The sequence below is a fragment of the Jeotgalibacillus salarius genome, assembly GCF_004405125.1.
Taxonomy (GTDB): Bacteria; Bacillota; Bacilli; order Bacillales; family Jeotgalibacillaceae; genus Jeotgalibacillus; species Jeotgalibacillus salarius.
In genome coordinates this window covers 109,801-125,837 of sequence record NZ_SORX01000002.1, presented here as the reverse complement: position 1 = coordinate 125,837, position 16,037 = coordinate 109,801, and the positions used below count along the sequence as shown (strand labels likewise).

Genomic DNA, 16,037 nt, shown 5'->3' with positions numbered 1-16,037 from the left:
TTTCATCTCAAAAAGCTTGTGAAGCTGCAAACTGAAATATCCTTCAGTTTTTAGTCAGATACTGAAGGGTTAGACATCCGCCGTGCGTAACCATAGAAAAACCGGCTGATTAGCCGGTTTTTGAAAATTATTTTTGCTCTTCTTTTTCTTTCTGTTCTTTGATAACAGCTTTACGGGAAAGATTTACTCTTCCCTGGTTATCAATTTCAGTTACTTTAACTTCAATTTGATCTCCAAGTGACAATATATCTTCAACTTTGTTCGTACGTTCTTCCTGAAGTTCAGAAATGTGTACAAGACCATCTTTTCCATTAAATATTTCAACGAAAGCACCGAATTTTTCAATACGTTTTACTTTCCCAAGATAATTCTGACCCACTTTCGCTTCTCTGACCATATCTTCAATGATTTGCTTTGCTTTCGCATTCATTTCAGAATCAGCTGAAGCGATGAAGACTGTACCATCCTGTTCAATATCAATTTTAACGCCTGTTTCTTCAATGATTTTATTGATCGTTTTTCCGCTCGGTCCGATGACGTCACGAATCTTGTCAGGTTTAATTGATAATTGAATGATCTTCGGAGCGTAAGCAGAAAGTTCTTTTCTAGGTTCACTGATTGTTTCAAGCATTGAATTAAGAATGTGAATTCTTCCTTCTTTAGCCTGCATCAATGCCTCTTCAAGAATTTCTTTAGTCAGTCCATCAATCTTAATATCCATTTGTAGTGCTGTTACACCTTTAGCTGTACCAGCAACTTTAAAGTCCATATCTCCAAGGAAGTCTTCCATACCCTGAATATCAGTCAGAATTGTGTAGTCTTCTCCAGATTTAACAAGTCCCATTGCAATACCGGCAACCGGAGCTTTAAGTGGAACACCTGCATCCATCATCGCCAGTGTACTTGCACAAATACTTGCCTGAGAAGTTGAACCATTAGATTCTAACACTTCTGACACAAGACGAATTGTGTATGGGAAATCTTTTTCGCTTGGCAGTACTTTTTCCAAAGCACGTTCACCCAATGCACCGTGACCGATTTCACGTCGGCCAGGTCCACGGATTGGACCAGTTTCTCCTACGCTGAATAGCGGGAAGTTATAATGGTGCATAAAACGCTTAGATTCTTCAAGTCCAAGTCCATCGATGATTTGCACGTCTCCAAGCGGTCCAAGTGTCGCAATACTTAACGCCTGAGTTTGTCCACGTGTAAACAGTCCTGAACCATGTGTTCTTGGCAGCGTTCCAACTTCTGAAGACAGCGGTCTGATTTCATCAGGTTTCCGACCATCCGGACGCACTTTATCCTGCGTAATCTGACGGCGAACTTCCGCTTTAACCATTTGGTCAAGCGCTTTTTTCGCATCTTTCAGGATTGCATCTTCTGCTTCTTCTTCTTCAAATACAGCCAGGACTTCTTTTTTAACAGCTGAAATAGCTTCTTCGCGCGCATGCTTTTCATGAGTCTGAACTGCAGAAACTAATTTTTCTCCAGCCATCTCCTTGATGCGGCTAGCTACATCTTCGTTAAGCTCAGCAAGGACAATTTCTCTCTTTTCTTTACCGCATGCTGCTACAATCTCTTCCTGGAATGCAATCAGCTTTTTAATTTCTTCATGGCCAAACATGATAGCTTCAAGCATTTTTTCTTCGGTAATTTCATTGGCACCGGCTTCTACCATGTTAATCGCATCTTTAGTCCCTGCAACAATTAATTCCATCTCACTTTGGTTTTGCTGGTCGATCGTTGGATTGATAATAAACTCATTATTAATCATACCAACCATTACGCCTGCAATCGGACCGCCGAATGGAATATCTGAAACACTCAGTGATAGGGATGAACCGAACATTGCTGCCATCTCAGATGAACAATCCTGGTCCACACTCATTACCATGCTCATGATCTGTACATCGTTACGGAATCCATCAGGAAATAAAGGACGAATCGGACGGTCAATTAAACGGCTTGTTAAAACTGCACGTTCACTTGGACGACCTTCACGCTTGATAAATCCTCCCGGGATTTTCCCCACTGAGTACATTCTCTCTTCATAGTTAACAGTTAACGGAAAGAAGTCGAGTGGCTTAGGCTCTTTAGAACCCGTTGCCGTACTCAATACAACTGTATCGCCATAACGGATAAGTGCAGCTCCGCTTGCCTGTTTCGCGAGCTGACCTACTTCAACTGTAAGCTCTCTGCCTGCCCAGTTGGTTGTAAAAACCTGCTTTTTCTGATCCATCTAAAAACCCCTTTCTGCAATAAACATAGTAAATCATTTTTGTTGTTCTTTTCACTATGTACAAAATCATACTATTTTATCCTAATAAAAAAGCGGGACGAGGCCCGCTTTTCATCATTGCATTCTTATCGACGAAGACCAAGCTTGTTGATTAGTGCGCGGTAACGTGCTACATCGTTTTTACGAATGTAAGACAGCAGGTTACGACGGCGTCCAACCATTTTGAATAGTCCACGACGTGAGTGGTGGTCTTTCTTATGAGTACGAAGGTGCTGGTTCAGGTTGTTGATATCTTCAGTAAGAATCGCAACCTGTACTTCTACAGATCCTGTATCCCCTTCGTGAGTGCGGAATTCCTGAATAATTTCTGTCTTGCGTTCTTGAGTAATAGCCATAATAAATAGCCTCCTGTAATTTTTATTAAAATCCCCTGTTACCGAGCAGACGGCGGAGTAACCGCAAGGCCAAGCAAAGGTTCATTCGTACATGATTATACTACCATAAGCGAAATTCGGTTGCAACCTGCAGCTGATTATCAAGATAAGTGCCGCGCTAAAATAGCAATCGCTTTATTTTTATCTTTCTCTATCTGGGCAATCAGCTCATCCACTCCGTTGAATTTCTGTTCACTGCGTATGCGCTCAATCCATTGCACCTCTACATGCTCTCCGTAAATACTTTCATTGTAATCAAAAAGATGAACCTCAACGCTGAGCTTTGCATGATCAGGGTCGTTAAATGTCGGCTTATATCCAACATTACAAATACCATCGTGCCACACATCACTGACTTTCATTTTTACAGCATACACACCTGCAGATGGGATCATCAACCCATTCGATGTGTCAATGTTTGCTGTCGGAAATCCTATTTTCCGGCCTCTTTTTTCTCCGTGAACGACAAGTCCTTCAGTTTCATGATAGTTTCCAAGCAGCTGTGCGGCTTTAGAAGGATTTCCATTTGATAAAAGCTCACGAATTCTTGTTGAACTGATTTTTTCATTTTCATCTTCCTGTTTTTCAACTGTGCTCGAAGTAAATTTTCCTCTGGCATGAAACGGAAGCGTCTCCATTTTCCCTCTGCCAAACTTTCCATAGGAATAATCAAAACCTGCAGTGATATGAACTGCGTGTATACCAATTAAATACTGATCGACGAATTCCTGAGGCTCAAGTGAAGCGAACGCAGATGTGAATCGTACAATCAGTAAATAATCGACGCCCATTTTTTCTATCTTCCTGATTTTTTGATCCAATGAAGACAGATACTGCACGCTGCTTTTTTTTGAGCTGAGCACAACTGACGGGTGAGGATCAAATGTCATGACTGCACTTTTAACCCCATGTGATACAGCATAGTCCTGTGCGGTCATTATCACTTTCTGGTGCCCCAGGTGAACGCCATCAAAGAATCCGAGAGCGATTGATAACGGTGGAAAATCCTTCTGTTTCATTTGATGCGGGTGGTGAAGTGTAATTACTTTCATGACAATTCCTTTCTCATCCTGTCCATATAACTTTTACGGGCTTAATATAACCAGCCTTTTCAGGATGTAGGTGATAAATAGCCAAAACGGTATCCTGATAAAATACAACAATCGGTTCTCCCATTTCACCTGCCCATTCATCAGGTGTTGGCAGCACAGCACCATGTTTTACTTTACTAGCAACTTTATCACTTACTGTCATCTTCTTCAATCCGGATAAACCGAGTTCCATCGGCTTTAAAATAGTTTGAGGATCTTCCAGCGCTGAAAGCTGTTCCAACGTAACACAGTCTGACTCAGTAAATTGTGCTGAAGAAGTTCTGGTTAACCTAAGCATATGTGCTGGAAATCCCAGCAACTCCCCAAACATGACCGCCAGCGTCCTAATATAAGTGCCTTTTCCGCAGATGATATGTGCGTGAAACTTAAAGGTATAATTTGTTTCGTCATATTCAAGTGAAGTGTCATCAATTTCTATTTGGTGAATTTTCACTGTGCGCGATGGACGTTCAATCATTTTGCCTTCTCTTGCATATTCATAGAGCCTTTTACCGTTCACTTTTACAGCTGAATACATTGGAGGTGTCTGCTGAATATCACCGGTAAGCTGTTCAGCTGCAGCAAGCAATTGTTCCAGTGTTATTTTTGTTTCAACGTTTTTTTTATCGATTATCTCTCCTGAAGCATCCTCAGTTTCAGTCGACTCTCCTATCACAATTTGTGCTTTATAGGACTTGCCGGCCTCTGTTATGTATTCAGCGATTTTCGTCGCCCTTCCGATGCATATTGGCAGGACTCCATCAACATCAGGATCCAGTGTACCGGTATGCCCGACCTTTTTAGTTCTTAATATTTTTCTTACTTTAAACACACAATCATGAGATGTCATGCCCGGTTCTTTCCACAATGGGAGTATGCCATTCATTTTCAAGCTCCTATCCTAGGTTTTATAGGTTTTTCCTACGCATTCAAAAAAAGGCAGACAGAATAAGATCTGCCTGCCTTCCTCTTATTCGCGTTCTTTTAAATCCCGGATCAATGATTCAATACGGTTACCCGTTTCAATTGATTCATCGAATTCGAATAACAGTTCAGGAGTCTTACGAAGCCTGATTCTCTGTCCAATTTCAGAACGGATAAATCCTTTCGCTTTAGCAAGGCCGCGCAATGTATTTTCACGCTGTTCTTCGTCTCCAAGTACTGTGATGTAAACAGTTGCCTGCTGAAGATCACCTGTCACTTCAACGTCAGTCACTGTTACAAAACCGATTCTTGGATCTTTCATTTTACGACCGATAATATCGCCAAGCTCTTTTTTCATTTGTTCTCCGACTCTGTTTGAGCGCAATGACATAATATGCCACCTCTTTATCAGGAAAATTTGTATCCGCTACAGCTTTTCTACCACAGCAGCGCCTGGCTCCCATTCAGGAAAAGATTCCATAAATGAAAGTGCCCGCTTTACTTCTTTTTCAGCAGCAGCATAATCTGCTGCTGCTGAGACAAGTTCAATCACTGTACGCTGCCACTTATCCTGATAGTCTATCTCAGCAGCGGAAACATTATACTTTTGCTTTACCCTTGTAAGGACCCGCTTTAACACAGATCGTTTTTCTTTTAACGAGTGTGAAAGGGGTAGATGGAATTCACATTCCGCTCTGACAATCATTTACGTTTGATTTCTTCCATCACAAACGCTTCAAAAATGTCCCCTTCTCTTACATCATTATAATTCTTAAGCGTGATACCGCACTCGTAGCCTTTTGCCACTTCTTTAGTATCGTCTTTGAAACGCTTAAGTGTGTCCAGATCGCCTTCAAATACAACAATACCATCACGAATTAATCTGATACCGCTATCTCTTGTGATTTTTCCTTCAGTTACATAACTTCCGGCGATTGTTCCAACTTTAGAGACTTTAAATGTCTGACGGACTTCAGCCTGACCGATCACTTTTTCTTCGAATTCAGGATCAAGTAATCCAGTCATAGCAGATTCAATTTCTTCAATTACCTTATAGATAATTCTATGAAGTCTTACGTCAACTTGTTCTGCGTCTGCGGCACGTTTTGCGTTAGCATCCGGTCTAACATTAAACCCGATGACAATCGCATTTGATGCAGCTGCTAATGTAATATCTGATTCAGTAATCGCACCAACAGCTGTGTGAATAATTTTCACATTTACGCCTTCCACTTCTATTTTCAGTAGTGAAGCGGCTACAGCTTCCACAGAACCCTGCACGTCACCTTTTACGATTACGTTCAAGTCTTTCATCTCACCCTGTTTCATTTGTTCAAACAGGTTATCAAGAGAAACTCTTGTTTTTTCTCCACGCTGTGCCTGAAGTGCCTGCTGTGCACGGGATTCTCCGATAGAACGAGCAGTTTTCTCATCTTCAAATACAACGAATCGGTCACCTGCTAAAGGCACATCGTTCAATCCGGTAATTTCAACCGGTGTTGAAGGACCTGCTTCTTTCACCCGGCGGCCAATGTCATTTACCATCGCACGCACACGACCAAATGTATTACCTACAACAATCGGATCACCAACGCGCAGTGTACCATCCTGTACAAGAAGTGTTGCCACTGAACCGCGGCCTTTATCAAGCTCAGCCTCAATAACAGTTCCCATTGCACGGCGTGTAGGATCAGCTTTTAATTCTTCAACTTCGGAAACAAGTCCGATCATTTCAAGAAGGTTGTCAATACCATCGCCATTCAGAGCCGATACCGGTACGAAGATCGTGTCTCCGCCCCATGCTTCAGATACAAGTCCGTGCTCTGTCAGTTCCTGCATCACTCGATCAGGGTTAGCAGCCTGTTTGTCCATCTTGTTCACCGCAATGATAATCGGTACTTCAGCAGCTTTTGCGTGATTAATCGCTTCTACTGTCTGAGGCATTACACCATCATCTGCTGCTACTACAAGAATTGTAATATCCGTTACTTTGGCACCTCGTGCTCGCATTGTTGTAAAAGCGGCGTGACCAGGTGTATCAAGGAACGTGATTTTTTTACCATCATTGTCAATCTGATAGGCTCCGATGTGCTGGGTAATACCACCCGCTTCGCCTGCAGTTACCTTTGTTTTACGAATTGAGTCAAGAAGAGTTGTTTTACCGTGGTCAACGTGTCCCATGATTGTTACCACTGCAGGACGTTCAATCATTTTGCCAGCTTCAACTTCTTCATCGAAATACGTTTCAAGGTCTGTAGAATCCACCAGGATTTCTTCTTCGACTTCTACTCCGTAATCTTCACAGATTAATTCAATTGTATCTTTATCAAGTTCCTGGTTCACTGTAGCCATTACACCTACCATGAACAGCTTCTTCACAACTTCAGTAGGTTCACGATGCAGCTTTTTCGCCAGTGCAGCAACTGTCAGAGATTCTGTAAAAGTAATTTTTTCAGGAAGCTCTCTATGTTTCATAGGAGTTGGCTGGAATGGCTGTTTATTCTTCTGGTTACGGTTATTTTTACCGCCTCGGTTCTGTTGACCGGGACGCTGTCCGCCGCGACCTTTTCCGCCCTGTTGACCGCCTCTTGCCGGCCCGCGGTTTTGGGCTTGAGGACCGCCGCCTTTACCCTTATTTTGCTGGCCACTTGTATTTTGAGTGCTGCGGTTCTGGTTTTGAGGTTTTTGCGTCGTGTCTGTAGAAGACTTACCGCCAGTATATGCCTTATCCAGTTTTGCTATCGCATCACTCTCTAGTGTTGCCATGTGATTTTTCACTTCAATATTCATTGTTGTTAATTTATCAATTACTTCTTTACTGGTGACATTTTGCTTTTTTGCGTATTCATATACACGTACCTTACTCATTCGTTCACCCCCGTTAAGATTCGTCGAGCAGTGAGATCAGTTTATCCGCGAAGCCTTTGTCAAGGACAGCAACAGTAACTCTTGCTTCCTTGCCGATCAGTTGTCCAAGTATATAACGGTCTTTAACCATTCTAACCGGAACTGCATAATAAGATGCTTTATCCGTCACTTTTTTTCGAGTGTTGCCAGAAGCATCTTCCGAAAGTAAGACGAGTTTTGCTTTATTATTTCTGATCTCTTTCACTACTAATTCTTCGCCTGATATTACTTTTCCTGCTCGAGTCGCAAGACCCAATAAAGACATCCATTTTGGCTGTCTCATTTATTTAGATCCCGCTTCCACATATTCAAGAAGCTCGTCATACAGCTCGTCCGGTACCTCGGCTTCTAAGTGGCTGGCTAGTACATTTTTCTTTTTTGCTTTCAAAATTGCTTCTTTATCTTTAGATAAGTATGCGCCACGTCCTGATTTCTTTCCTGTCGGATCAATAGAAACGACCCCTTCTTTAGAACGGACGATACGGATCATTTCTTTTTTTTCTTTCATCTCATGCGTCGCAACACATTTCCGTAAAGGTATTTTACGCTGTTTAGTCACTTGAATGAACTCCTTTACTCGATGTCATCATCCGGATAACTGAATGATTGGTCCATATCTTCATCTGAGAAAAGCGGTTGATCGTCACGTGGAAAAATTCCCATTTCGCGCGCATCGGTTTCACTCTTAATATCTATCTTCCAACCTGTAAGCTTTGCAGCAAGCCTTGCGTTTTGACCGCGTTTACCAATTGCAAGGGACAACTGATAATCAGGCACAACAACTGTAGTGGCTTTGTCTTCCTCATTCACTTGAACATCTACAACCTTTGATGGACTAAGTGCATTTGCAACAAATATAGTTGGATCTTCAGACCACTCAACGATATCAATTTTTTCACCCTTAAGCTCGTTGACAATTGCCTGAACACGTCCGCCTTTAGCACCTACGCAGGCACCGACAGCATCTACTTCTTCGTTATCGGAGTGCACAGAAATCTTTGAGCGGTCTCCTGCTTCGCGTGAAACAGATTTGATTTCAACCGTACCGTCAAATATTTCAGGTACTTCAATTTCAAATAGTCGTTTTAATAGACCGGGGTGTGTTCTTGACACAAAGATTTGAGGTCCTTTAGTCGTTCTTTCAACTTTAGTAATATAAACCTTTATCCGGTCGTGTGGTTTATATGATTCGTTAGGCATTTGTTCATTAAGCGGCAGCAAAGCTTCGATCTTGCCTAAAGCGACATAGATGAAACGGTGATCCTGACGCTGAACAATACCAGTCATAATATCATCTTCACGATCAACAAATTCTGTATAAATAATACCGCGTTCAGCTTCTCTGACACGCTGAGTAACGACCTGCTTAGCAGTTTGAGCAGCAATTCGCCCAAAATCTCTAGGTGTAACTTCAAGTTCTACAATATCTCCCACTTCATAAGCAGGATCGATTTCATGTGCATCATCAATCGAAATTTCCAGACGTGAATCAAATACTTCGTCTACAACTTCTTTTCTCGCGAATACACGCATTGAACCGTTATCAAGGTTCAGGTCAACACGAACATTTTGGGCCTGGTTAAAATTGCGTTTATAAGCAGACACAAGTGCTGCTTCAATCGCATCGATCAGCACATCGCGTTCAATACCCTTTTCTTTCTCCAGGTATATCAGCGCATCAAGTAATTCAGTACTCATTCTTTTCTCTCCTTTCACAGGTTAAAATGTAACGGCTAATCTCGCTTTAGCTACTTTTTCTTTAGGAACAGCAAGTTCTTTCTTTCTCGTCTTGATGGTAACCGTTATATTCAGTGTTTCTCCATCATATTTGTCCAGTACGCCTTCTATTTCTTTCATGCCGTCGATTGGCTCATACGTTTTTACATACACCTGTTTGCCAATTGCATTGTGAAAGTCTTTTTCCTTTTTCAGAGGGCGCTCAGCACCTGGAGACGAGACTTCAAGAAAATAGTTCTGCTGAATTGGATCGAGTTCATCCAGTTTTTCACTTAGGCGTTCACTGACAATCCCGCATTCCTCAATATCAACGCCGGGCTCTTTATCAACAAACACGCGAAGAAACCAGTTGGATCCTTCCTTCACAAACTCCACATCTACTAGTTCGAGGTTCATTTCCTCCAGAATTGGGTTTACAAGTTCTTCAGTTAGTTCATTAATTTTACTCATCAGTTTCCTCCATCATTCTCTGAAAAATGCCTGAAACAAGACAAAAGAGCGGGCGGCACCCACTCTTTTGACGTCAGAGTTATCTAAAACATTTCCGTGAATATAATACCATATATTGCGAAACCGTGCAAATAGCTTAGAACAGTGATAACTGGTTCTGGTCAGGCAGTCCCTCAAGACATCCTTGTGAATCCAGATATTCAATGATCGTCTTTGAGACTTTTCCGCGTTTTTGAAGATCTTCTTTAGATAAAAACTCTCCGTTTTTTCTGGCTTCAACAATATTGATCGCTGCATTTGTCCCAAGTCCCGGTATTGCATTGAATGGCGGGATAAGAGCGTCGCCTTCGATTTTAAATTCTTTGGCATCTGATTTATAAAGGTCCACTTGTTTGAAATGATACCCTCTTTCAACCATTTCAAGACACAGTTCAAGAACTGTCAGCGAGCTTTTTTCTTTCGGCGTTGCTTCCAGACCCTTTGCATTAATTCCTTCAATTTTCGCTTTGATCGCCTGTGACCCTGCTGCCATTGCTTCAAGATCAAAGTCTTCAGCTCTTACAGTAAAATATGCAGCATAATACAGTTTCGGGTGATGAACTTTGAAGTAGGCAATTCTGACAGCCATAAGTACATAAGCTGCGGCGTGCGCTTTCGGGAACATATACTTGATCTTTTTACAAGAATCAATATACCAGTCCGGTACGCCATTTTTCTTCATTTCCTCTTCCCACTCAGGTGAAAGGCCTTTACCTTTACGAACAAACTCCATAATTTTAAATGCAAGTGATGGTTCAAGACCCTGATAAATCAGGTAAACCATGATATCATCACGACAGCCGATTACATCGGAAAGTTCACATATCCCGTTATGGATAAGCTCCTGTGCATTTCCAAGCCAAACGTCGGTCCCGTGTGACAGACCGGAAATCTGTACCAGTTCTGAGAAAGTGGTCGGCTTGGTATCTTCAAGCATCTGTCGAACGAAGCGTGTTCCAAACTCCGGTATACCGAGTGTGCCGGTCTTACACATAATTTGTTCCTGGGTCACTCCAAGTGATTCAGTACCGCTGAAAATTTTCATTACTTCAGGATCATCCGTAGGAATCGTTTTCGGGTCGATCCCTGATAAATCCTGCAGCATTCTGATTACAGTAGGATCATCGTGCCCTAAAATATCCAGCTTCAACAGATTGTCGTGAATTGAATGGAAATCAAAGTGTGTCGTTTTCCATTCTGAATCACTGGCATTCGCAGGAAACTGTATTGGCGTAAAATCATATATATCCATATAATCCGGTACAACAATAATTCCGCCGGGGTGCTGACCTGTTGTCCGCTTTACACCTGTACAACCGCCGGCAAGTCTTTCAACTTCTGCACCTCTGAAATGCAGGTTATGATCACCGGCATAGCCTTTCACATAACCAAATGCTGTTTTGTCGGCTACTGTTCCAATTGTTCCTGCACGGTATACATAATCTTCTCCAAACAAATCTTTTGTATAGTTATGGGCGACCGGCTGGTACTCTCCACTAAAGTTCAAATCAATATCCGGCACTTTATCCCCCTTGAATCCCAGGAACGTTTCAAACGGAATATCCTGCCCATCTTTGACATAAGGAATCTGACAGTCCGGGCAGTCTTTATCATCCAGGTCAAACCCGGATCCAACTGAACCGTCATTAAAGAATTCGGAATGCTTGCACTTAGGACATACGTAGTGCGGCGGCAGTGGGTTGACTTCAGTAATCTCCGTCATAGTTGCGACAAAAGAAGATCCTACAGAACCACGTGAACCTACCAGGTAACCGTCAACCAATGATTTTTTTACAAGTTTATGAGAGATCAGATAGATTACAGCAAAACCGTGACCGATAATACTTTTCAGTTCTTTTTCAAGTCTCGCTTCTACGATTTCCGGCAGGTCATTACCATAAATACTTCTTGCCATCCCATAACTCATCTCACGCATTTCTTCATCGGCGCCTTCAATTTTAGGGGTGTATAGCTCGTCTTTTATCGGCGTCACTTCTTCAATCATGTCAGCAATTTTGTTCGTGTTGTCGATCACGATCTCTTTTGCTTTTTCTTTCCCTATAAAAGACAGTGCATCAAGCATCTCGTTTGTTGTCCTGAAATGTACGTCCGGCAGCTTATGTCTGTTAAGAGGATTTGCGCCACCCTGGGATGCAATCAGAATTTCCCTGTAAATTTTATCATTTTCATTTACGTAATGAACATTCCCGGTCGCAACTGCCGGGATGTTCATCTTATCTGCAAACTCAATCACTTTAGTAATAATTTCTTTCAGGTTTTCATCGTCCCGGACAAGCTCTAAGTCTATTAAATGCTGATAGGCTGCCGGCGGCTGTACTTCAATGTAATCATAAAAATCAGCCAGATCCTCTACCTCTTCAGGAGATTTCTGCATCATTCCTTCAAAAATCTCACCTTTATCACACGCAGATCCAATTAATAATCCCTCTCTGTGTTTGTTAAGAAGAGACCTCGGAATGCGGGGAACTCTGTAAAAGTACTCTAAATGCGAAATTGAAACTAACTTAAATAGATTTTTTAACCCCTGCTGAGTCTTAGCCAAAATTGTAATATGGTTCGGTCTCGCACGCTTAAACGCGTCTCCTTCACCCATATAGTCATTTAACTGATTGTGATTAGTAATCTCTTTTTCTTTCGCTTCTTTTAACAGTTTCGCTAAAATATATCCGGTGGCTTCCGCATCAAATATCGCACGGTGGTGCTGAGTCAGCTCAACATCAAATTTTTTCGCCAATGTGTTTAACCGGTGATTCTTAAACTCAGGGTGTAAGAACCTTGCAAGTTCCAGTGTGTCAATTACCGGATTCGAAGCTTTGTCCATCCCGGCACGTTTATAACCAACATTCAGAAACCCCATATCAAAAGATGCATTATGCGCAACAAGTGTATCGTCCTCACACCATTCTTTAAAATCAGCCAGCACATCTTTAATCTCAGGGGCGTTACGCACCATATCATCTGTGATGCCTGTCAGATTGATCGTTGTTGCAGATAGCGGATGGTGAGGATTAGCGAATCGTTCAAACCGGTCAATTATTTCTCCTTCTTTCACCTTTACGGCAGCCAGTTCAATAATTTTATCGTAAACTGCTGAAAGACCGGTCGTTTCCACATCAAACACGACGTAGGTTTCAGTTTCCAGATTCCTGTCTGCTGTATTGTAGGCGATCGGAACTCCGTCATCAACCAGATTCGCTTCAAGTCCATATAAAATTTTAATATCATTTTTAGCTCCGGCTGCGTGCGCCTCCGGGAATGATTGGGCAACTGCGTGATCTGTAATTGCGATGGCTTTATGTCCCCATTTTTTCGCCTGGGAAACCAATGAAGATACCGAGGATACAGCATCCATCTGACTCATCGGTGTATGCAGATGAAGTTCAACGCGCTTTTCTTCAGATGTATCCTGTCTCAGCAATGGCTGAATTTCCATCACATCCTGAGCGATCATCACAAGATCTCTTACGAATGTATCATTTTGTATTGAGCCTTTCGCTCTGACCCACATTCCCTTTTTGAGCTGCTGCATAATCGCTGCGTCTTCTTTATCTCTTGAGAACATTTTTACAAGAATCGAGTCTGTATAGTCAGTCACTTTGAAAGTAAGAAGTGATCTGCCGCTTCTTAACTCCCTCACTTCTGCATCAAACACGAGACCCTGAATGGCAATTTTTCGTTCTTCTTCCTGAATCGTTTTAATTGCGACGGGCTCATCCGGTTTAATTGAATAACCAATGGCAACAGGTCCGGTATGGGTGTCACCGGCATTTTTCTGATCTTCAAGCTTCTGCATTTCTACAAGTGCCTGTTTTGCCCATTCTTCTTCTTCTTTCTTTTTTGATTCTACAAAAGCTTCATACTCTTCATTCGAATCATCCTTGGAAACTTCCGTGTGAAGAACATATGGCCCTAATCCCCATTTTTCAAATGCACTATTCAGGATCTCCGCGTACTTATTCTTAATTTGTGTGCCTTCTGTTTCATTTGACACTTTTATCGTTATTTTATTTCCGTTAATTTCTGGCTTCTGTACTGATAAAAGCTTGAGAAGCGGTGGTGCGATCCCCTGGAGCTCTTCAAGACAGGTTTCCCAATAATCACAAACAATATCTGATGAAACTTCTGTATTTGCGAGCTTAATGGTAAAGGATACTTCAGCAATATGTTGAAATGACTGGTGCAATCTTGCTGTAAAGTCCTTCATGATCTGACTGGGTACGACTGACTTTAATTGAAAAACAAAATGCCATTTTTTATCTTTTTTATGGACAGCAAGCTTTTCTATTTCTGCTTCTTCAAAATGATCTGCGTACATATCTCCCGTCATATTCAACTGAGTCAGCAACAGCCGGAACTTTTCTTTTTTCGATAAATCTGTACTCATAGTTCCTCCTTATTCAGACAGCAAAGGCTGGTGCATGCACCAGCCTCAAGTTTTAAAATGTATTTTTCGGAATTATTAATTAGAAAGCTGGCGGAAGATTTCCTGGAGCTTATCCGTCAACTCTTCTTTTTGTACTTCGTACGACTCGCCATTTTTCCTAATTTTCACTTCAACAATACCTTCCGGTGCACGCTTACCTACTGTTATTCTGACTGGCAGACCCATTAAATCAGAATCAGCAAATTTCACTCCTGCACGTTCTTTACGATCATCAAGCAGTACCTGATAGCGGTAGTCGGACAGAAGCTTATAAAGTTCTTCTGCAGTCTGAGACTGAACTTCATCCTTCATATTAACAGGAATGATATGAATGTCATAAGGCGCAATATTAGTAGGCCACGTCAATCCATTTTCATCATTAAATTGTTCTGCCACAGCTGCTAATGTACGCGATACGCCAATACCATAACATCCCATAATCATCGGTTTAGAACGCCCATTTTCATCAAGAATATTAGCATTCATCGGTTCACTGTATACTGTTCCGAGCTTAAATACATGTCCCACTTCAATTCCGCGTGCGAATTGAATCGTGCCATTACCATCAGGAGAAGGATCACCTTCCACCACAAAACGAAGGTCAGCGTATTGCGCAACGTTAAAATCTCTTCCAGCTTTTAAATGTGTGTAATGTACACTTTCTTTATTCGCTCCAGCAATCATATCACCCATCGCTTCCACAGCATGATCAGCAATGACGGTTACATCTTCAGAGAGACCTACCGGACCGATTGAGCCTGGTTTGACACCGGTGAACTGAATTGTCTGTTCTTCAGTCGCCAGTTCGACTACCAGACCATTCACTGCGTTTTTGACCTTAATATCATTCACTTCATGATCACCGCGCACAAGAACCAGAACCGGTTTTTCATCCACAATAAAGAGCATGGATTTTACTGTATTTTCTTTATCAACGCCAAGAAAATCTGCCACAGAGTCAATTGACTTCTGTTCAGGCGTTGACACCTCTTCTTTATCTTTACCACTGTGTGTTTGATGTTCGTACTGTTTATTAACTGCTGCCATCTCAAGGTTAGCCGCATATTCAGATGAATCAGAGTATGCGATTGTGTCTTCCCCTATTTCAGAAAGCACCATAAATTCATGATTGTCTTTTCCTCCAATCGCACCGGAATCGGCCAGTACAGCACGGAAATTTAAACCGCAGCGTCGGAAAATATTTTTATATGCTTCAAATAACTTCTCATAAGCTTCATCCAGACTTTCCTGAGATGCATGGAAAGTATAAGCATCTTTCATTAAGAACTCACGGCCTCTGAGCAGACCAAATCTTGGACGTTGTTCATCCCGATATTTTGTCTGGATCTGATAAAGTGTTAAAGGCAAACGTTTATATGATTTTACTTCATCTCTTAACAGACTCGTAATCATTTCCTCATGCGTAGCCCCAAGCGCAAATTCACGGTTGTGACGATCCTGCATTCTCATCAGTTCCGGTCCATAAGTGAACCATCTTCCTGATTCTTCCCACAGCTCTGAAGGCTGAAGTGCCGGCATTAGCATTTCTACACCACCGGCTTGATCCATCTCTTCACGAATAATACTCTCGACTTTTTGAAGCACTTTTTTTCCAAGTGGCAGAAACGAATAAATACCACTTGCGTTTTGTCTGATATATCCCGCTCTCAAAAGCAGCTGATGACTTTTCACATCTGCTTCAGACGGTGTTTCTTTTAGTGTTGGAATCAATGTTTGACTTTGTTTCATTTATAGCACCTCTGTTTTTT

At 41.9% G+C, this 16,037-nt stretch carries 13 protein-coding genes; all 13 read right to left on the bottom strand.

Going from position 1 to position 16,037, the window contains the following annotated elements; genetic code table 11:
* Positions 1 to 127 precede the first annotated feature (127 nt).
* Positions 128 to 2,242, bottom strand: coding sequence for a polyribonucleotide nucleotidyltransferase (gene pnp / locus E2626_RS03090; RefSeq protein WP_134379570.1), 2,115 nt, complete (start codon positions 2,240 to 2,242; stop codon positions 128 to 130).
* A gap of 125 nt (positions 2,243 to 2,367) precedes the next feature.
* A complete protein-coding gene (gene rpsO / locus E2626_RS03085; RefSeq protein WP_134379568.1) occupies positions 2,368 to 2,637 on the bottom strand; it encodes a 30S ribosomal protein S15 in 270 nt (89 codons plus the stop codon).
* Between the two features lie 140 nt (positions 2,638 to 2,777).
* A complete protein-coding gene (locus tag E2626_RS03080; RefSeq protein WP_134379566.1) occupies positions 2,778 to 3,728 on the bottom strand; it encodes a bifunctional riboflavin kinase/FAD synthetase in 951 nt (316 codons plus the stop codon).
* Positions 3,729 to 3,741: 13 nt separating this feature from the next.
* Positions 3,742 to 4,653: a tRNA pseudouridine(55) synthase TruB gene (gene truB / locus E2626_RS03075; protein WP_134379564.1), complete on the bottom strand. Its 912-nt coding sequence runs from the start codon at positions 4,651 to 4,653 to the stop codon at positions 3,742 to 3,744.
* Positions 4,654 to 4,737: 84 nt separating this feature from the next.
* Positions 4,738 to 5,082 (bottom strand): 30S ribosome-binding factor RbfA, encoded by a 345-nt coding sequence (gene rbfA / locus E2626_RS03070; RefSeq protein WP_134379562.1) that lies wholly within the window; start codon positions 5,080 to 5,082, stop codon positions 4,738 to 4,740.
* A 36-nt stretch (positions 5,083 to 5,118) separates the two neighbouring features.
* Positions 5,119 to 5,397 carry a DUF503 domain-containing protein gene (locus E2626_RS03065; RefSeq protein WP_134379560.1) on the bottom strand — a complete coding sequence of 93 codons (279 nt, stop codon included), beginning with the start codon at positions 5,395 to 5,397 and terminating at the stop codon, positions 5,119 to 5,121.
* Positions 5,394 to 7,559, bottom strand: coding sequence for a translation initiation factor IF-2 (infB, locus tag E2626_RS03060; RefSeq protein ID WP_134379558.1), 2,166 nt, complete (start codon positions 7,557 to 7,559; stop codon positions 5,394 to 5,396). Before infB ends, E2626_RS03065 begins: the two co-directional genes overlap by 4 nt.
* Before the next feature lie 13 nt (positions 7,560 to 7,572).
* Entirely contained in the window at positions 7,573 to 7,881 is a 309-nt protein-coding gene (locus E2626_RS03055) for a YlxQ family RNA-binding protein (protein ID WP_134379556.1), read from the bottom strand.
* Positions 7,882 to 8,157: an RNase P modulator RnpM gene (gene rnpM / locus E2626_RS03050; protein WP_134379554.1), complete on the bottom strand. Its 276-nt coding sequence runs from the start codon at positions 8,155 to 8,157 to the stop codon at positions 7,882 to 7,884.
* Positions 8,158 to 8,171: 14 nt separating this feature from the next.
* Entirely contained in the window at positions 8,172 to 9,296 is a 1,125-nt protein-coding gene (nusA, locus tag E2626_RS03045) for a transcription termination factor NusA (protein WP_134379552.1), read from the bottom strand.
* Between the two features lie 21 nt (positions 9,297 to 9,317).
* Positions 9,318 to 9,785: a ribosome maturation factor RimP gene (gene rimP / locus E2626_RS03040; protein ID WP_134379550.1), complete on the bottom strand. Its 468-nt coding sequence runs from the start codon at positions 9,783 to 9,785 to the stop codon at positions 9,318 to 9,320.
* A 136-nt stretch (positions 9,786 to 9,921) separates the two neighbouring features.
* The gene (locus tag E2626_RS03035; protein ID WP_134379548.1) at positions 9,922 to 14,229 is read right to left on the bottom strand and encodes a PolC-type DNA polymerase III; all 4,308 of its coding nucleotides are present in this window, start codon (positions 14,227 to 14,229) and stop codon (positions 9,922 to 9,924) included.
* A gap of 75 nt (positions 14,230 to 14,304) precedes the next feature.
* On the bottom strand, positions 14,305 to 16,017 hold the full coding sequence (locus E2626_RS03030; RefSeq protein ID WP_134379546.1) for a proline--tRNA ligase: 1,713 nt from the start codon (positions 16,015 to 16,017) through the stop codon (positions 14,305 to 14,307).
* Positions 16,018 to 16,037 lie beyond the last annotated feature (20 nt).